We start from the raw sequence: 18,107 nt of genomic DNA, 5'->3' as shown, positions 1-18,107 counted from the left end.
CGAACTCAGGCGTCCTCGTCGTGGATCTGTCCCTGCTGGCGCTCGAGGTCGTCGGCCTCGAAGCCACCGAAGACGCCGGCGCCTTCCTCGGCGCCCATGGCCAGGTGACGGTAGCCGCCGAACAGCTCGCGACCCAGACCCACATGGTAGTGATCCAGTTCGGCCACGCGCTTGGGACGATCCCGCCATTCGGCGTCGCTGAGCACGACAGACAGCTCGCCCTTGTCGGCGTCCAGGCGCACCACATCGCCATCACGCAGCCTGGCCAGCGGGCCACCGTCCAGCGCCTCCGGGGTCATGTGGATGGCCGCAGGTACCTTGCCCGAGGCACCGGACATGCGCCCGTCGGTGACCAGGGCAACCTTGTAGCCGCGATCCTGCAGGACGCCCAGGTAGGGGGTCAGCTTGTGCAGTTCGGGCATGCCATTGGCCTTGGGGCCCTGGAAGCGCACCACCACGATGACGTCACGGTCGAGATCGCCGGCGTCGAAGGCGGCCTTGAGGTCGTTCTGTTCCTCGAAGATCTTGATCGGCGCCTCGACGACCCGGTGCTGAGCCTCTACCGCCGACACCTTGATGACGCCACGGCCGAGATTGCCCTCGAGCACGTTGAGGCCACCGGTGGCGGCAAAGGCGTTGGATACCGGGCGCAGCACGTCCGGGTCGAGGCTTTCCAGGGGGCCTTCGCGCCACACCAGCTTGCCATCCTCGAGGAAGGGCTCCTGGGTGTAGGCGGTCAGGTCGGTGCCGAATATCGTCGGGATGTCGCCGTGGATCAGGCCCGCACCGAGCAGCTCCCGGATCAACAGGCTCATGCCGCCGGCGGCCTGGAAGTGGTTGATATCGGCCTGGCCGTTGGGATAGACCCGGGTCAGGCTGGGCACCGCGGAGGACAGCTCCGAGAAGTCATCCCAGTTGATGGTGATACCCGCCGCCGCGGCCATGGCCACCAGGTGCATGGTGTGGTTGGTGGAGCCGCCGGAGGCCAAGAGGCCGACCATGGCGTTGACGATGGCACGCTCGTCGATCTGGCGATAGAACGGACGGTAGTCGCCGCCGGGCTCGGTATTACGGATCGTCTGTTCGGTGGCGAAGCGAGTCAGCGCTTCGCGCATGTCGGTACCGGGGTTGACGAAGGAAGCGCCCGGCAGGTGCAGCCCCATGAACTCCATCATCAGCTGGTTGGAGTTGGCGGTGCCGTAGAAGGTGCAGGTACCGGGGCTGTGGTAGCTCTCGGACTCGGCTTCCAGCAGCTCGTCACGGCCGACCTTGCCCTCGGCGAACAGCTGACGGACGCGGGCCTTTTCCTTGTTGGGCAGGCCGCTGGGCATGGGCCCGGCCGGGATGAAGGTAGTCGGCAGGTGGCCGAAGCGCGCCGCGCCGATGAACAAGCCCGGCACGATCTTGTCGCACACGCCAAGATAGAGGGCGGCGTCGAACATGTTGTGCGACAGGCCCACGGCGGTGGCCATGGCGATGACGTCGCGGGAGAACAGCGACAGCTCCATGCCCGGCTGGCCCTGGGTGACGCCGTCGCACATGGCCGGCACACCGCCGGCGAACTGGGCGGTAGAGCCCATCTGACGGGCGCTTTCGCGAATCACCTCGGGAAAGGTCTCGAACGGCTGGTGCGCTGACAGCATGTCGTTGTACGACGAGATGATGCCAAGGTTGGCGCTATTCATCAGCTTGAGCTGATTCTTGTCCTCGCTGCCGCACGCGGCAAAGCCGTGGGCGAGGTTGCCGCAGGACAGTTCGGAGCGATGGACGCCGCGACGATGCTGGGCCTCCATGCGCTCTTCGTAGAGGGCGCGCCTTTGCCGGGAGCGCTCACGGATGCGCTCGGTGACGCGGGCGACGGTGGGATCGAGCGAAGAAGCTTGCTGGCTAGCCATGGTCAACCTCAGACGTGTTGATGCGGGTCAGGTACGTAACTTTACCAAATAAAAAGCCAATTTCCTCCCCCTTGACCGAGTGCTTTGGTCGAATATGTAGTTTTTTTACAGGGAGTGGCCGGTGGTCGCCGCCTTCGACGATCTCGGCGACGAGCACCTCCAAAGTCTGGCACTCTGTGGCTGAATCGCAAAGCGCAAGGAGTGGGTTGTGACGCCATCATCCCCGCAGCAAGAACAGGGCGGCCACGCCGAGGAAGGTCTTTCGGTCAAGTGCCTGGAGGCTGTCGCCGAGGTGCCGGCCGAGCACTGGAACGCCCTGGTGGACCCGGACCATCCCTTTGCCCGTCACGAATTTCTCGATGCACTGGAGGCCACCGGTGCGGTGGGGGAGGGCACCGGTTGGCAGCCTCGACATCTGACGCTGTGGCGAGGGGCGCGACTGGTAGGCCTGCTGCCGTACTACCTCAAGGAGCACTCCTGGGGCGAGTACGTGTTCGACTGGAGCTGGGCGGATGCCTGGGAGCGTGCCGGGGGGCGCTACTACCCCAAGGCGGTGAGCGCGATCCCCTTCACCCCGGCGCCAGGCCCGCGCCTGGCACTGGCAGAAGGTGAAGACGAGCAGACCGTCATGGCCATGCTGGCGAGCCAGTGGCAAGACGACCCCGGGCTATCGGGCTGGCATCTGCTGTTTGCCGAGGACTCGGAGGTGGCCGCCTGGCGACAGGCCTGTCCGGGCCTGATCGCCCGAAGCGGCGTGCAGTTTCAATGGCGAGACGAGGGCTTTGGCGACTTCGAGGGATTCCTGGCGGCGATGACCTCGAAACGGCGCAAGGAAGTAAGACGCGAGCGTCGCCGTGTCGCCGACCAGGGCATCGAACTGCGGCGCCTCGAGGGCAGCGAGATCGACGAAGCGGCGATCCGCCACTTCTTTCGCTGCTATCGCATCACCTATCTTGAAAGAGGTGCGACAGGATATCTAAGCGAGGTATTTTTTCAGCGGCTTCGCCGTCTTATGCCGGAAAACCTTGTGCTTGTTCAAGCTTTTGTCGAAGGCCGCCCGGTGGCCGCCGCGCTCTGCCTTCAGGGAACCCGAACCCTCTACGGTCGCTACTGGGGCAGCGAGGTGCTGGCTGACTGTTTGCACTTCGAGGCCTGCTACTACCAGGGTATCGAGCACTGCCTGGCGCGAGGCCTCGACTGCTTTGACCCCGGTACCCAGGGTGAGCACAAGGTGTCTCGGGGCTTTGTCCCCCGCCGGCTGACGTCCTTGCATCATGTCAATGATCCCCGCCTCAACGATGCGGTAGCGCGATTTTGTCAAGAGGAAGCCCGACAGCTCGAACTGTATGTGGCGGCGGCCCACCGTGGACTACCGTTTCGAGGTAGAGCGTAATACGGTGCTATGATTCAACCGATACTCATGTGAGATAACGATTACATTACGCAGGCGCAGATAGATCGAGGGCGGTCGGGTTCGTCGTCGCGTTGGCGCGACAGTCCGATCGTTGCTGGTGTCTGCGGGCGGTTGGGTTCAGGGGACAGGCGATGGACGTCAAGCAACGTTGCAGTTGGTGGATCGGCGACCCCGGTGGTCGTGCCGGCCACCTGCTGGAGGGATTGCAGTCGAGTGGCTGGCAGATGCATCCGCTGGTGTCGCCGCTGTCGGATTGCCGCTTGCAGCCTGATGACCCTTGCCGGGTCGGCATCATGGTACTGGAGGACCTGTCCTGTCAGGACCTGCGCCATCTGGAACCGCTGATCCTGAAAAGCGAAAGGCCCTGGATCGCGGTCGGCACCTCGGATCAGTGTGACGATCCCGAGATGCGTCGCATCATGGCCCACCTGAGCCACTCGCTGGTGTCGCCCCAGGTGGATCTGCTACGCCTGTCGATCCTGATGGAGCACGCTGCGGAACTGTCGATGCTGCAGCAGCGCGACCGTGAAGAACAGCGCATGTCGGCCGCCGCCGAAGACAGCGAGTACGAGTTTGTCGGTACGACGCCGGTGATGTGGAACCTGTTCAAGACCATCCGCAAGGTGGCGGTGGTCGATGCTCCGGTGTTCATCAGCGGGGAGTCCGGTACCGGCAAGGAGCTGACGGCTCAGGCCATCCACGAGCGCTCCACGCGTTCACGCCAGCCCTTTCACGCCATCAACTGCGGCGCCCTGCCCGAGCATTTGATTCAGTCAGAGCTGTTCGGCCACGAGAAGGGCGCCTTCACCGGTGCCTCGCAACGCAAGATCGGTCGTATCGAGGCGGCCGACGGTGGCACCCTGTTTCTCGACGAGATTGGCGACCTGCCGCTGGAGCTTCAGGTCAACCTGCTGCGCTTTCTGGAGATGCGCTGTATCCAGCGCGTCGGTGGGCTCGAGGATATTCCGGTGGACGTGCGTATCGTCGCCGCGACCCACGTCAATCTCGAGCTGGCGGTGAAGGAGGGACGCTTTCGGGAGGATCTCTATCACCGACTCAATGTGCTCCAGGTGCAGGTACCTGCCTTGCGCGAGCACTCGGAAGATATCGAGATCCTGGCGCGTTTCTTCTTCGAGCGCTTCTCCTGCGAGAAGGCCTCCTGTCTGAAAGGCTTTTCCCGAGAGGCGCTGTCGGTGATGCAGCGCTACCATTGGCCCGGCAACGTCCGCGAGCTGATCAATCGGGTTCGTCGGGCCATGGTGATGTGCGAAAACCGTCTGATCCAGCCCGAGGACCTCGGCATCGAACGGCGTGGCTTGAACCGCCACCAGATAACGCTTGAAGAGGTTCGCGAGGAAGCCGAGCGTGATGCGCTGCTCTCGGCGCTGGGGCGCAACAAGTACCGGGTCAACGCCGCCGCCAAGGAACTTGGCGTCTCCCGGGTGACCATCTATCGGTTGCTCGACAAGCACGGTATTTCACGTACGCCTCCCCAGGAGGCCGCCTTCTCCTGACGGCCTAGGCGCTGTCCGAAAAGTCGACGAGCGAAGGTTAGACAAGGCAAAAATCGGTGAGAAAGCGCAGTTTACGGGGTGTAAATGAGCATTTTGATCCGATTTTTAACGCCGTATTACCGAGCGCAGGCACTTTTCAGACAAGCCCTAGTGCCATCGATTCTGTTCGGGCGATGTACAAGAGGCGTTATCGGCACGTCTCTCCTCGCAGCGCTCTCCTCTCTCTATATGACCTCTCGGCTATATGAGCTCTCGGCAAACCACTCTTTGATAGCCCCGCTGCAAGCGGGGCTTTTTGCATCCAGGTTCCCGCGCTCTGGTAACCGTGTCCTTCTATCCCCCTGGTATCTGCGTCCTTCTACTTCCCTGGTATCTGCGCTCTGACATCCGGATCCGATTATCGACGTTGAGAGATCGCGGCAAGATGTCGACGCTATGCGGACGAAGCTGATGCTTCGTACTCCCGAAAAATGGGCCTGGCGCAAAAGTGTTGCTTTGTTGAAACATTGGCCAGAAGGACAGTGTTGAAGTGGTAAATGTCTAAAAAATACCTTTTATATCAGTATATTGCTTGTTGATGGGTCAGGTTTAACTGTGCTCAATCATGCGATTTCTGACATTTCTCCCCCATCCGTACAAGGTGCCGGCTTCCCTCGTAACGCGAATGTCGTCCTTGAACACACCCTGCCACATTTTTTTGCTGTTTCTTCTGAAACCCCCGCCTCACGGGCCCTTCAGCACGATAGTGCGGGCCTGACAGCGTCGCTTTTCGGGGTGGATAGCGCCGCTGGCCCCTGAGCTGTACCAGTAACGGTACTTTCTTGAAAAGCAGCTTAAAAACAAAGGTTTGCTTGTGCTTTGTGCCGTATTTGCGGCGTGGCTGAAGAGGCATTGTTTCATCGGCTTAACACTCCTTGTTTCGCACAAAAATAAAAATGCATAGAAATCAATAGATTACAAGTTGGCACGGCGATTGCTCTGTTCTTTGTGCAGGAGAAGCACTGCAACGGGAACAGGACCCGAGGAGACGCCGACATGAACCAGACGATCGCAAACAGCCGGACTCTTGTCCTTGGCGCGTCCATCGCGATCGGTGTGGCGCTGGCCGCCACCGGATCCATGTCGGCCCGTTCGGACACCGCGATGCTCGACGAGCAGCAGGTGTTCGGCGCTCCCGGGGATCAGCACCTCGTCAATGACGGGGCGCTGGACACAATTCGAGGCCGCTTCGTGCCGGAGCAGGGAATCGACGCCGACGGCGTCATCCTCTGGGACGAGCGGCCGGGACGAGGCGCCGGAGGCGGGGGCGATGACAGCAGCCATCGCGCAGCCAACGGGCTGAACAACCGTCAGAGCGCCAACGTCACTACGCAACGGGACTGGTGATCACCATGGGACACCTGAAGCACAGAGAAGGGCAAGGGGGAAGCGGGAACGCCGTGACGTGCCAGTGGCGTCTGGCCCTGGCCGCAGCGGTAGTGGCGGTGGGCCTGGTCGGTGTGGGGACCGACCAGAGCCTCGGCGCCGATCTTCGCCCTGGCGTCCAGCCGGGGGAGATCATCATGCTGCGAGAGGTCGAGACTGCGCCATTCGGCTACGTCAATCGCGACAGCGGACCGATTCGGGCACGGGCCGACCTGATGCACAGCAGCAACATGGCACGCAGCGCCACCGGCAGCGTTCACACCCGCATGGGTGGGGTCTCCGCGATCATGCTCGATGACACCCGGGCGGCCAGTATCTCCGCTGGGGTCGGCCGCGGCATGGGGCAGATGCACCGTGCCCTGGGTACCGGCGCCAACCTCGGCACCGGTCCCGTGGGCAGCAGCAATCGGGTAGCGACCTCGGTCGGCGGCGGATCGGCAGCCGGTGGCAGCGTGATCGGGGCTACCTCGGGCATCGCCAATACCGTGAGCGGTGCGCTGGCGCCCCTGACCGGCGGGAGGCGCTGATCATGCGGATCTTCAAGCCTTCATGCGTGCCGGTACGGCTGACCCGCAGCCTGGTGCTCACCGCCGCCTTCGGGCTGGTGATGGTGAGCCCGGACCCGGCCCAGGGTCAGGACCTGAGCGGCCTGCGCAGCAGCAGCGTGATCAGCGGTCAGGCGCTCAGCGGTGTCAGTGGTGTCGCGGCGGCCAACCAGGCCGCGGGCAATCAGAATCTGCAGTCCAACAGCGGCGCCCTGGCCATCGGTGACGGCGCCACCATCAACAATCGTCTGGTGCAGCAGGTACGCATCGACGAACGACTCGCCGGCATGGAAGTGGGCACCGCCATCAGGGAGGGCGCCTTTGGCGGCGCCTCCGGGTGGATGTCCGTCAACCAGGCGGCGGGGATAGGCAACCTTCAGAGCAATAGCTTCGGCATGGCTCTGGGGAGCACGGTCAGCGGCCTGAGCGACGACAGTCTGCAACAGGTGCTGGCACCAAGGCAGGGGCTGAATGGGGCAGGCGGCAATGGCTCCGACAGCGCCATCCGAAATCTCGAGATCGAGGAAAGTACCTTCGGAGGCGCCAGAGGAGTGATTCAGGTCAACCAGTCAGCCGGCACGGGGAACGCCACTCGCAACAGCTTCAGCTATCGCTTCAACCAATAAAGCTAATGCTGAAAGCAACGAGTGACGTCAATAAAAGCAGTGAAAAGACAGTACGGTTCATTCAGGAGAACGATCATGAAAACTTTTGAAAAAGCGCCGCTCGCTCTGGCCATCTCTGCACTTCTGGTCGCACCGGCGGCAATGGCCAACGACTTTGAAACCAATTCAAGCATCGACTCAGAGGCCACGAACGGCATCGATGTCCATATCTTCAACGACTCCCACAACTACAAGTACGTGGGTGCGCTGGGCGGGGCGCTATTCCTGGACGACAACTATTCCGGCGCTACCGTGGACAGCAAGCAGCTCTCCAACAACAACGATGCCACGCAAACCCTGACCACCAATGACGCTACCCTGGGCGGCAATGCCCTGCAGGGTGCTTCGGGCAACATCGGTGCCAACGTGGCCGCGGGTGACAACAACCAGCAGGCCAACGACGCTGCACTGTCGTCTTCCGACGCGGCTACCGTGTTCGGCCAGGCGGCCTCGTTCTCCTTCCAGTCCGCCTCCAACAACATGACTGACATCAACGGCAGCCCGAACACTGCCCTGATGGGCGGCAATGCCCTGCGCGACGCCAGCGGCAACATTGGCGTCAACGTCGCGGCCGGTGTCGGCAATGCCCAGCACAACAGCCTGGCGGCATCCGTCAACACCGCCAGCGGCAGCGCCGATGCCACCACCGGTGGCGTCCAGGCCAGCTATGGCAACACCACCACCAGCAATGGTCAGGTCGTGACGCTGACCGATACCTCTGCGTTTGTTGCAGGTGTGGCCTTGGGTGGCTCATACGAAGGCGGCGGTAGCGGCACCTACGGTGGCAACTGGGAGCAGACCAACGACGTCTACCCGGAAATCTGGCAGGGCGGCGACAGCCATCCCGGTGGCGAGTCCCTGTGGGGCCATGCTGACTTCGACGATCAGGGACCGGACGGCAACGACGGCCGCTTCGAAGGTAGCGAAGGCGGTGAGCTTGGCTTTACCGAGAGTGGCACCATCGCCCTGGGTGGTATCGCCGTTGGCGGCAGCGTCAACACCACTCAGATGCTGGTCTATCAGGAAAATGCCGCGACCCTGGGTGGCAATGCCCTGCGCGGCGCCAACGGCAACATCGGCGTCAACATCGCCTCTGGCTCCGGCAACCAGCAGCGCAACTCGCTGTCGATTGCCTCCAGCATGGCTGGCGTCGAGAACTGAGACCAGGCTCCGCTGCACGAATTCCCCGGCCCATCTGGGCCGGGGATTTTTCCAACAAGACACGACCGCCAAAGCTCACCAAGAAGCTGGCCAATACGACACTCACCATCTGGATACGGGGGACAGGTCATGACACTGCCACGCTGGCCGCTGGCCGCGGCACTGGCCATCGGCCTCGCACTACCGCTCGGCGATACCCAGGCTGCCACCATTCGCCTGGGAGGGATCGTGCCGGGGACGGTGATCAACAAGGACGTCCAGTCCATCCGTGAGCGTCGCTACGAGAATCTGGTCGAGCAGCGCACCGACTTTTCCTGTGGTGCCGCTTCGCTGGCCACCCTGCTCAAGTACGCCTACCAACGTCCCGACACCACCGAGCACGACGTGCTGGCGGGGATGCTGGAGGTAGCCGACCTGGAGCTGGTACAGCAGCAGGGCTTCTCCCTGCTGGATCTGAAGAACTATGTCGAGACCCTGGGCCTACGCGGGCGCGGCTATGAAGTCGACGCCGAGACCCTGGATGACGTCTCGATTCCGGTGATCGTCCTACTGGACCTCAACGGCTACAAACACTTCGTGGTCATGAAGAAGGCCAGCGCAGATCGCGTCTATATCGGTGATCCGGCGTTGGGCAACCGGGTGATGTCCCGGGACGAATTCATGGCCGCCTGGAACAATATCATCTTCGCGGTGGTGGGCGACGGCTTCGATCGCTATACCGCCTTGCTCGATCCGCGCCAGCCTTTGACGGCGCATCGAATGAAGGACGTGTTTTCGCCCGTCTCACGCGAGCAGATGATCGACTTCGGTTTCCGTCACGCTGAACTGTTCTGATAACGATAACGCTCTTTCGGCAAGGCTCAGCGGCGAGCAGGAAGGCGCCGTCGATCAGGGGGCAACACCATGATGGGACATGACAGGGGACCAGGGCTGAAATGCTGGGCAATGCTGTTGGCATTGTCGTTGGCTCTGGGCGCACCGGCAGCGTTGGCTGCCACCACCGACTTTGACCGCTTCGAGGGTTTCAGCGAGGCGCGTCAGCTATCCGACAGTGAACTGGGACAACAGCGCGGGCGCTTCGCCGATAAGGGGCGCCTGATGTTTTTCGGGGTGCAGATGGTCAGCGAATGGCGCACCGCGGCGGGGGATCATCTATCTGCCGGGGCGCAGATGCTGGGTGATCTGAGTCGAGGCCAACCTACGGTGAGCTTCCAGCCCACCATTACCGTGGTGGAGAGCGCCGCGGGTCTGGCAAGTCTTGGCAACGGTGCAACGATAGTCGATCGGGGCACCGCCAACGCCTCCGGCGTGGTGCAGTCGATCCAGGCGGGGGGGGACTTCAACGTCGCCGCCAATGACCTGGTCATCGATGTCATGGACGCCTCGAGCTTCGGTGGAGTGAGCCCGGACACCAGCGGCAATCTGACCCGCTCCATCGCCGGCAGTACCATCGCGGTATCCGCCGTCGGCAACAATATGAGCGTATCCGTGGATATTCCGGGTATGGGCAGCATCAGTCAGGCCATCGTGCCCGGCGGCGGGCTGAATCAGGCGATCCAGCTGTCCAGCAACCTGCAGCAGGTGCGCAACCTGACCCGGCTGCAGCTGTATATGGGTAACCAGGCCGGGGTAGGGGACAGGTCGGTACCCGGCATGCTCAGTGGCATCAAGTCTGCAGCGGCGCTGCGTTGACAGTTATGGAGCAATTGACCGCCGTAAACGCACAATCTGACTACACTTTACCAGGAGTGTCGGGGGACTCTGCTGGAAGGGGAGCAGAAGGGCGCAGTAGACGCTCGACAAGAAGTACAAACGATTTCATTCGGGGACAAGGAGATCGACGTGAATATCGTCATCAACAGGACGCTCTGCCCGCCGTTGGCGGGCCTTTTACTGGCCGGTGCTGCGGCGCCTGCCCTTGCACAACAGACCGTCGGAGCCGAACAGCAAGAAGCGCTGGAATCCCAGGAGGCCTCGCGCAGCGTGCAGGATATTTTCCGCGAGGAGCACGCGCTGTTTTCCGATCGCCTGACCATCGAACCCGGGATCACCTACACCTACTCGGATCGGGATAGCCTGGCACTACGCGGCTTTCTGGCACTGGACGCCATCTTTCTCGGCGAGCTGAATCTCGACAATGTCGAGACCCACATTACCACCCTGGATATCAATACCCGTTATGGCCTGACCGATCGGCTGGAAGCCAGCATCAATGTGCCCTTCGTCTATCGCACCACCACCATCCAGTCCATCGGTGGTGAGTTCTCCACAGAACGCAATGTGGAGGATGACGTCGATGAAGCCGGGCTAGGTGATATCTCGGCGAGCCTGTCCTACCGGCTGCTGCCGGAGACCGTGGAGAGGCCCGACGTGGTGGTCAGTCTGGGGGTGCGTGCGCCCACCGGCAAGGACCCCTACGGCATCGAAATCGAGCAATCCGATACCGCCGGTAACCTGTCGGTTCCCAAGGAATTGCCCACCGGCAACGGCGTCTGGGGCGTGACTGCCGGGGTGTCGGTACTCAAGACTCTGGACCCGGCCATCGTCTTCGCCAACCTGGGCTACACCTACAATATCGAGGAAGATTTCGACGATATTTCGGCGGGTGAGGGTGATCAGCGCGCCGATGTGGATCTGGGTGACAGCATCAGCGCAGGCTTCGGTACCGCCTTTGCCTTGAATGAGCGGCTGAGTCTGGCGTTGTCCTACTCCCACGAATATATCCGCAAGACCGAGATTACCCCGGAAGGTGGCAACGAGACCGAGGTTATCGGCAGTGACGCCACTATCGGGGTGTTCAATATCGGTGGCACCTACGCCATGACCGATTCCACCTCGGTGGTCACCAACCTGGGCATCGGCATGACCGATGACGCCTCGGATATCAGCCTGACCTTCCGTATGCCGTTCCAGCTATAGAGCGGTTGGCATTTAACCAGCGCAAGAACGCTCGCCAGTGAGTCGGCCGACCCTCGGGGTCGGCCGATTGCGTTGGTGCCTCTGGTCTTGATGCGCTCTCCTGGCCATCGTGACATGGGCCGACCCGCGACTCGCCCCCGACCGGGCGGCGATGGCATACTAGGCGCCGAATCGAATGTCGACGGTACCTGCATGCTCAAGACCTTGGCGATAGTGCTGCTGGCACTGCTCGCCCTGCTTCAGTATCGACTGTGGCTGGGCCAGGGCGGTGTCATGGAAATGAATGAAGTCAGCGGGCGGGTGGCGGCGCTGGAGGCGGAAAACCAGCCCCTGCGCGATCGCAATGCTCGCCTTAGCGCCGAGGTGGTGGACCTCAAGACCGGTCTCGATGCCATCGAGGAACGCGCTCGCAGCGATGTGGGCATGGTGCGCACCGACGAGCAGTTCTTCTGGGTGCCCGGGGTCGAGACCGACGTCGCCCCGGTGGCCCAACCGACACCGGGATCTGCCCAGGGGGCCAGTGAATGAGCCGACTGTGGCTGATCGTGCCGGCGGCGGGCGTCGGCAAGCGGGTCGGCGGGACCTGCCCCAAGCAGTATCTCGAAGTGGCGGGGCGACCGGTGCTGGCGCATACCCTGGCGCGGCTGCATCAGAGCTTTCCCGAGGCGCGGCTGTGCCTGTGCCTGGCGCCCGATGACGACTGGTTCGACCCGGCGCTGGTCCCCTTTACCGACTGGCAGCGGGTGGCCGGCGGCGCCGAGCGCGTGCACAGCGTGGTCAATGCCCTGGCGGCGGTCGCCGCCCAAGGCGCCCCCGATGACCTGGTGCTGGTGCACGACGTGGCGCGCCCCTGTGTCAGCGCCGATGACCTGTCACGGCTCTACAACGCTGCCCTCGCGAGCCCTGACGGGGCGCTGCTGGCCTCGCCGGTGGCGGATACCATCAAGCGTGACGATGGCCAGGGGGCGGTGGCGAACACCGAGGACCGACGGGGTCTGTGGCAGGCCCAGACGCCCCAGGCATTTCGCTTTGCTCTGCTTCAGGAAGCTCTGGCCCGGGCGCTGGCGCCGGACGGCATCGGCGTCGGCCGGATCACCGACGAGGCGTCGGCGGTGGAGGCCCTGGGCCGCGCGCCCCGACTGGTCGCCGGTCGCCGCGACAATATCAAGATCACCCACCCCGAGGACCTGCGCCTGGCCGAGTTGATCCTGGCCGGCGACGCGGTGCTCCGGGATCTGCACGAGAGTTCATGAACATGCTGCTGCCCCTGCGCATAGGCCACGGCTTCGACGTCCATCGCTTCGGCGAGGGTGACCACCTGATGATCGGGGGCGTGCGACTGCCCTTCGATCGGGGGTTCGTGGCGCACTCCGATGGCGACGTTCTGTTGCATGCCATCAGTGATGCGCTGCTGGGCGCCTGCGCCCTCGGTGATATCGGTCACCTGTTTCCGGATACCGACCCTGAGTGGAAGGGCGCCGACAGTCGCGACCTGCTGCGGCGGGTGGTGGCACGGGTGGCGCAGGCCGGCTACCGGGTGGCCAACCTGGACGCCACCCTGATGGCCCAGGCGCCGAAGATGGCACCGCATCTCGGTGCCATGCGCGACGCCCTGGCCGAGGACCTGGGCATCGACAGGGGCGCCATCAACGTCAAGGCCACCACGACAGAGCGTCTCGGCTTCACCGGGCGTGGCGAGGGCATCGCCGCCGAGGCGGTGGTGCTGATGGCGGCCATTGACAATGATGCCACCAGCGCCGCCGGGGACACTGGCGCCAGTGTCACGAGGGCCGAATCGACATGAGCGATGCCATCGTCTGGCCCCCGGACTGGCCGCGCTATCTGGACGAGCGTTTCGGCGCCCCGATGGCTGGGCGTTACCGGGAAACCCCCGAGGATTTCCAGGTCGAGGAGGACCTTGGGTTCGCTCCTGAGGGCCAGGGCGAGCACCTGTGGCTGTGGATCGCCAAGCGTGACACCACCACCGCCAGGGTCGCCTCGACCCTGGCCCACCTGTGTCAGGTGAGTCGCCGCGACGTCGGTTATGCCGGCATGAAGGACCGCACGGCGGTAACGCGTCAGTGGTTCTCGGTGCATCTTGCGGGGCGTGAGGCGCCGCAAGATCTCGACGCACGACTGGCGGCGGAGGGCTATGTGGTCGAGGCCGCCAGCCGTCATCCGCGCAAGCTCAAGCGTGGGGTCCATCGCGGCAACCGCTTTCGTCTGAAGCTGACCGGCGAGGTGGCTCGGGACCCTGGGCTCGAACAGCGCTTCGAGGCCTTGGTGAGCGACGGGGTGCCCAACTATTTCGGGCCCCAGCGGTTCGGTCACGAGGGGCGCAACCTGAGCAAGGCCTGTGCGGTGCTCGAGCGCGGCTGGCGCAAGCGTGATGACCGCGAGGGCATGCTGTTGTCCGCCGCTCGCAGCTACCTGTTCAACGCCCAGTTGGCCGAGCGTCTGCGCAGGGGCTGCTGGCGAGAGGTGCTGGCCGGCGATGTGATGATGCTGGAAGGTACCCACAGCCTGTTCGACGTGGAAAGCCCCGATGACGCCTTGAAGGCGCGCCTCGAGCAAGGCGACATCCATCCCGCCGGGGTACTCTGGGGGACCGGTGGCAGTCGCGCCCGGGAGCGAGCCGAGGCGCTGGAGCAAGACGTCCTGGCCGAGGCGCCGGCGCTTTGCGCCGGACTCGAGAAGGCCAGGGTCAAGGCGTCCCGACGGGCGTTGAGAGTCATGCCCACCGAGGCCCGTCTATGGCGTCAGGGCGACGCGGTGTGGCTCGAGTTCCGCTTGCCCGCCGGGGCCTTTGCCACCGCCGTGCTGCGTGAGCTGATGGATCACCCCACCTTGAGCTTTCGCAACGCGCCGTCCGTCGACGAGCCTTTAGTGAAGGAGCCTGTGGCCAGGCAGCCTGGGGAAGAGCAACCAGTGGCCGAGCAACACCAGGGAGATACACCATGAGGAGACTGCTGCTATCCAACGACGACGGTGTCAATGCGCCTGGCTTGAAGGCCTTGCATGACGCCCTCAGCCCCTATGCCAAGCTCAGGGTGGTCGCCCCCGATCGTGATCGCAGCGGTGCCAGCAACTCCCTTACCCTGTCGCGTCCGCTGTCGCTCAGCCCCATGGACAGCGGCTTCTACAGCGTCGACGGTACCCCCGCCGACTGTGTCTATCTTGGCGTCAACGGCGTCTGGGACGAGACGCCGGATCTGGTGATCTCGGGTATCAACCATGGCGGCAACCTGGGCGACGACGTGCTTTACTCGGGCACCGTGGCGGCGGCCATGGAAGGGCGCAATCTGGGCATGACGGCCATCGCCGTGTCACTGGTCGGGCACCGCTACTTCGAGACCGCTGGCCGGGTGGCGGCGAGCCTGGTGGGGGCGCTGGAGCAGCTTTCGCTGCCGCCGCGCAGCCTGCTCAACGTCAATGTGCCGGATGTGCCGTGGGAAGAGCTACGCGGCTTTCGCGTCACTCGCATGGGCTATCGTGGCCCCGCCGAACGCCCCATCGAGACGCGCGATCCCCGTGGACGGTTGCGCTACTGGATCGCCCCGGTGGGGGAAAATGCCGACGATGCGCCGGACACGGACTTCGCCGCGGTGGCTGAGGGTTACGTCTCCATCACCCCGCTGCAGACCGATCTGACCCGACACGCCGCACGCGATGATGTGCAGGACTGGCTTGATGCGCTCACCTGATCTCAGAGGCGTCGGCATGACGTCCCAGCGAACCCGGGACCGCATGGTCAGCCGCATGCGCGAGCAGGGCATTCGCTCGTCTCGCGTGCTCGAGGTGATGGCGCGGGAACCTCGCCACCTGTTCCTTGACGAGGCCCTGGCGCATCGTGCCTACGAAGATACCGCGCTGCCGATCGGCCATGGCCAGACCCTATCGCAGCCCTGGATCGTCGGACGCATGAGCGAGCTGATCCTCGAGCAGGCGCCCGAGCGAGTGCTGGAGGTGGGCACCGGGTCAGGCTACCAGACGCTGATCCTGGCACGTCTGGTGACGGAACTCTGGTCGGTGGAGAGGATCAATGCTCTGCATCGTATCGCCGCCTCGCGCCTGCGCCTGTTGAAGACCTACAACGCGCGCTTGAGGCTGGCCGACGGCGGGCACGGGTGGCCCGAGGCCGCCCCCTTCGACGCCATCCTGCTGACCGCCTGTGCCAGCGAACTGCCCGAACCTCTGCTGTCCCAGCTGGTGGACGGTGGCGTGCTGATCGCGCCGCTGGAAGGGCACGATGGACGCCAGTGGCTGACCCGTGTACGGCGCGAGGGAGAGCGCTTTGAATTCGAACGGCTGGAGCCGGTACGCTTCGTGCCGTTACTTGAAGGAGTAATTCGTTGAAACATTCGCTAGGCCTCTACCTCCGGGGTGCGGGCATGGGGGCGGCGGATGCCGTCCCGGGAGTCTCCGGTGGCACCATTGCCTTCGTCACCGGCATCTACGAGGAGCTGATCCACACCATCAAGCGCTTCGGTCCCAGTGCCTTCGGGGCGCTGAAACAGGGTGGTGTCAGGGGGCTCGTTGCTCACCTGAACCTGCGCTTCCTGCTTCCGTTGATGGCCGGCATCCTGACCAGCCTGATCACCGTGGCTCACCTGGTGGTGTGGCTGCTGGATAGCCATCCGCTGCTGCTCAACGGCTTCTTCTTTGGCCTGGTGGCGGCGTCGGCGCTGGTGGTCGGCAAGCACCCGGCCGACTGGCGCTGGTGGCACATGCTGCCGCTGGCGCTGGGACTGGTGCTGGCCCAGGCGCTGCCGTCGCTGATGCCGCTGGTCAATGCCCTCGGCAGCCCCTCGCTGGTACTGGTCGTCGGTGGCGCCATCGCCATCAGCGCGATGCTGTTGCCCGGCGTCTCGGGCAGCTTTCTCTTGTTGAGCATGGGCCTCTACGACGTGGTGATGCAGGGGATCCGTGGTTTTGATGTGCCGCTGCTGGGGCTGTTTGCCCTGGGGTGCCTGGTTGGCCTTTTTACCTTTTCCCGTCTGCTGTCGTGGCTGCTGCGGCGTCATCACACCGCCACCCTGCAGCTGCTGGTCGGGTTCATTGTGGGCTCGCTGCCGATCCTCTGGCCCTGGCGGGAGCTGACGCGCTATCAGCTAGGCAGTGACGATCAAGTCATCCCGCTGGACTATCGCTATCTGGCCCCCTGGGATTATTCTGCGGTGACCGGAGAGGCCGCGCAGCTGGTGGGGGTGACGCTGCTCGCCATCCTCGGCATGCTGGTGGTCCTCATCGTTGCCAGGGTCGGCGCTTCGTCCGCCGCCCGCGAAGACGCCAACGCTAGCCGCTCGACGCGGTCAGCCGACAAGGAGACACCACACGATGCATAAGACTCTCGTCATCTCCAGCCTGGCGCTGGTCCTGGCCGGCTGTGTCAATCAGCAGGGCCCGAGCCAGCCGGTCCAGGTTCAGGACCTGTCGTCGGCCCGTGCCGCACAGGTGCCTGCGCAGTACACCGTCGAGTCCGGCGATACGCTGTACGGCATCGCCTGGCGCCACGATATGGACTTTCGCGAACTGGCCCGGATCAATAATATCCAGCCTCCCTACCGCATCGACGTCGGCCAGACGCTGAGCCTGTCGGCCAACGGTCAGGCCCCGTCCTCGGGCGCCGGCGGCCAGCAGGTGGCGGGCGCGCAGGCAGGCCAGGGCGCAGGGCAGGGCGGGGCGGTGGCGACCCCCCTGGGGCAGGGCAATCAGCCCGCTCAGCCTTCCTCCGAGGATCTCGAGTGGCTGTTGCCGGACGGCAGCACCGAGACCGTGAGCGCGAGTACCGAGCAGATCAGCGGTACCGCGGCCCAGGGCGCGGCCGCCGTGGCCGGTGTCAGCGCGACCGCTCCGGGACCGGTGTACGACTACGACACCCCCGGCGCCGATGGCAGCCTGAGCAGTCAGGATGAGGCCGAGCGCGCCCAGCGCGAAGCCGAGGAGTCGGTGGTGGCGGCCGCCGAGGAAGAGGCCAGGGCACAGCAACAACAGCAGACCGAGGCTAGCGATTCTGCACAGTCAGAAACCGTTGCCGCCAACGCTTCACAGGACAGCGGCAGCAGCAGCCAGGCCACGTCTTCCAGTGGCAGCGAAAGCGCTTCAAGCGGCGGATCCCGGACCTATACGCCGGTCGATGAGGTTCCCTGGCAGTGGCCGGCCGATGGCCAGATTGTCAGCCAGTTCGGTGAGAGTTCGAGCATCACCGCCGGCATTGATATCGGCGGTCAAAAGGGGCAACCTGTCAGAGCGGCGGGACCGGGCAAGGTGGTCTATGCGGGCAGCGGTGTGCGGGGCTACGGCAAGCTCATCCTGCTCAAGCATAACGATGAATACCTGAGTGCCTACGCCCACAACGACAGTCTCAAGGTCAGCGAGAACGATGTCGTCGAGGCAGGCCAGGTCATCGCCACCATGGGGGATTCCGACGCCGAGGACGTACGCCTGCATTTCGAGGTGCGCAAGGACGGCCAGCCGCAGGATCCGACGAAATATCTTCCTTCCCGTTGAGAAACGGCAGTTTCTCCAGGATGAGCGTCACACAATAATAATCTTTGGCGTTGATCGTA

At 63.9% G+C, this 18,107-nt stretch carries 18 protein-coding genes; 17 read left to right on the top strand and 1 reads right to left on the bottom strand.

Annotated features, from left to right (window positions below; genetic code table 11):
- Positions 1-5 precede the first annotated feature (5 nt).
- On the bottom strand, positions 6-1,895 hold the full coding sequence (edd, locus tag NFI08_RS13150) for a phosphogluconate dehydratase (RefSeq protein WP_045991024.1): 1,890 nt from the start codon (positions 1,893-1,895) through the stop codon (positions 6-8).
- A gap of 208 nt (positions 1,896-2,103) precedes the next feature.
- Between edd and NFI08_RS13145 the strand changes: the two genes are divergently transcribed.
- The 17 genes from NFI08_RS13145 (at position 2,104) to NFI08_RS13065 (ending at position 18,048) form a co-directional block, all read left to right on the top strand.
- Positions 2,104-3,288, top strand: a complete 1,185-nt coding sequence (locus NFI08_RS13145; RefSeq protein ID WP_502881083.1) for a GNAT family N-acetyltransferase — start codon at positions 2,104-2,106, stop codon at positions 3,286-3,288.
- Positions 3,289-3,440: 152 nt separating this feature from the next.
- The gene (locus NFI08_RS13140; protein WP_231498460.1) at positions 3,441-4,823 is read left to right on the top strand and encodes a sigma-54 interaction domain-containing protein; all 1,383 of its coding nucleotides are present in this window, start codon (positions 3,441-3,443) and stop codon (positions 4,821-4,823) included.
- Between the two features lie 1,035 nt (positions 4,824-5,858).
- Entirely contained in the window at positions 5,859-6,209 is a 351-nt protein-coding gene (locus NFI08_RS13135; RefSeq protein ID WP_286986110.1) for a hypothetical protein, read from the top strand.
- Between the two features lie 53 nt (positions 6,210-6,262).
- On the top strand, positions 6,263-6,775 hold the full coding sequence (locus NFI08_RS13130) for a hypothetical protein (protein ID WP_286986112.1): 513 nt from the start codon (positions 6,263-6,265) through the stop codon (positions 6,773-6,775).
- 2 nt (positions 6,776-6,777) lie between these two features.
- The gene (locus NFI08_RS13125) at positions 6,778-7,419 is read left to right on the top strand and encodes a FapB/FapC family functional amyloid domain-containing protein (RefSeq protein ID WP_286986113.1); all 642 of its coding nucleotides are present in this window, start codon (positions 6,778-6,780) and stop codon (positions 7,417-7,419) included.
- A gap of 75 nt (positions 7,420-7,494) precedes the next feature.
- A complete protein-coding gene (locus NFI08_RS13120) occupies positions 7,495-8,619 on the top strand; it encodes a FapB/FapC family functional amyloid domain-containing protein (RefSeq protein ID WP_286986115.1) in 1,125 nt (374 codons plus the stop codon).
- 129 nt (positions 8,620-8,748) lie between these two features.
- Positions 8,749-9,453, top strand: coding sequence for a C39 family peptidase (locus tag NFI08_RS13115; protein ID WP_286986117.1), 705 nt, complete (start codon positions 8,749-8,751; stop codon positions 9,451-9,453).
- A 69-nt stretch (positions 9,454-9,522) separates the two neighbouring features.
- Entirely contained in the window at positions 9,523-10,311 is a 789-nt protein-coding gene (locus NFI08_RS13110) for a hypothetical protein (protein ID WP_349589883.1), read from the top strand.
- Positions 10,312-10,461: 150 nt separating this feature from the next.
- Positions 10,462-11,538, top strand: a complete 1,077-nt coding sequence (locus tag NFI08_RS13105; RefSeq protein WP_231498461.1) for a transporter — start codon at positions 10,462-10,464, stop codon at positions 11,536-11,538.
- 192 nt (positions 11,539-11,730) lie between these two features.
- Positions 11,731-12,066: a cell division protein FtsB gene (ftsB, locus tag NFI08_RS13100; protein WP_045991030.1), complete on the top strand. Its 336-nt coding sequence runs from the start codon at positions 11,731-11,733 to the stop codon at positions 12,064-12,066.
- Positions 12,063-12,791 carry a 2-C-methyl-D-erythritol 4-phosphate cytidylyltransferase gene (ispD, locus tag NFI08_RS13095; RefSeq protein ID WP_045991031.1) on the top strand — a complete coding sequence of 243 codons (729 nt, stop codon included), beginning with the start codon at positions 12,063-12,065 and terminating at the stop codon, positions 12,789-12,791. Before ftsB ends, ispD begins: the two co-directional genes overlap by 4 nt.
- A gap of 14 nt (positions 12,792-12,805) precedes the next feature.
- Entirely contained in the window at positions 12,806-13,342 is a 537-nt protein-coding gene (ispF, locus tag NFI08_RS13090; protein WP_349590319.1) for a 2-C-methyl-D-erythritol 2,4-cyclodiphosphate synthase, read from the top strand.
- The gene (truD, locus tag NFI08_RS13085) at positions 13,339-14,499 is read left to right on the top strand and encodes a tRNA pseudouridine(13) synthase TruD (protein WP_349589878.1); all 1,161 of its coding nucleotides are present in this window, start codon (positions 13,339-13,341) and stop codon (positions 14,497-14,499) included. Before ispF ends, truD begins: the two co-directional genes overlap by 4 nt.
- Positions 14,496-15,242: a 5'/3'-nucleotidase SurE gene (gene surE / locus NFI08_RS13080; RefSeq protein ID WP_045991032.1), complete on the top strand. Its 747-nt coding sequence runs from the start codon at positions 14,496-14,498 to the stop codon at positions 15,240-15,242. The genes truD and surE overlap by 4 nt, the downstream gene beginning before the upstream one ends.
- Positions 15,229-15,894 carry a protein-L-isoaspartate(D-aspartate) O-methyltransferase gene (locus NFI08_RS13075; RefSeq protein WP_045991033.1) on the top strand — a complete coding sequence of 222 codons (666 nt, stop codon included), beginning with the start codon at positions 15,229-15,231 and terminating at the stop codon, positions 15,892-15,894. The genes surE and NFI08_RS13075 overlap by 14 nt, the downstream gene beginning before the upstream one ends.
- 35 nt (positions 15,895-15,929) lie before the next feature.
- The gene (locus NFI08_RS13070; RefSeq protein ID WP_108448141.1) at positions 15,930-16,883 is read left to right on the top strand and encodes a DUF368 domain-containing protein; all 954 of its coding nucleotides are present in this window, start codon (positions 15,930-15,932) and stop codon (positions 16,881-16,883) included.
- The gene (locus tag NFI08_RS13065) at positions 16,876-18,048 is read left to right on the top strand and encodes a peptidoglycan DD-metalloendopeptidase family protein (RefSeq protein WP_349589874.1); all 1,173 of its coding nucleotides are present in this window, start codon (positions 16,876-16,878) and stop codon (positions 18,046-18,048) included. Before NFI08_RS13070 ends, NFI08_RS13065 begins: the two co-directional genes overlap by 8 nt.
- The last annotated feature ends 59 nt before the right edge of the window (positions 18,049-18,107 follow it).

This window comes from Halomonas sp. EF61 (assembly GCF_040147045.1).
GTDB lineage: Bacteria > Pseudomonadota > Gammaproteobacteria > Pseudomonadales > Halomonadaceae > Halomonas > Halomonas litopenaei.
This window is presented reverse-complemented; position numbering and strand designations above follow the sequence as displayed.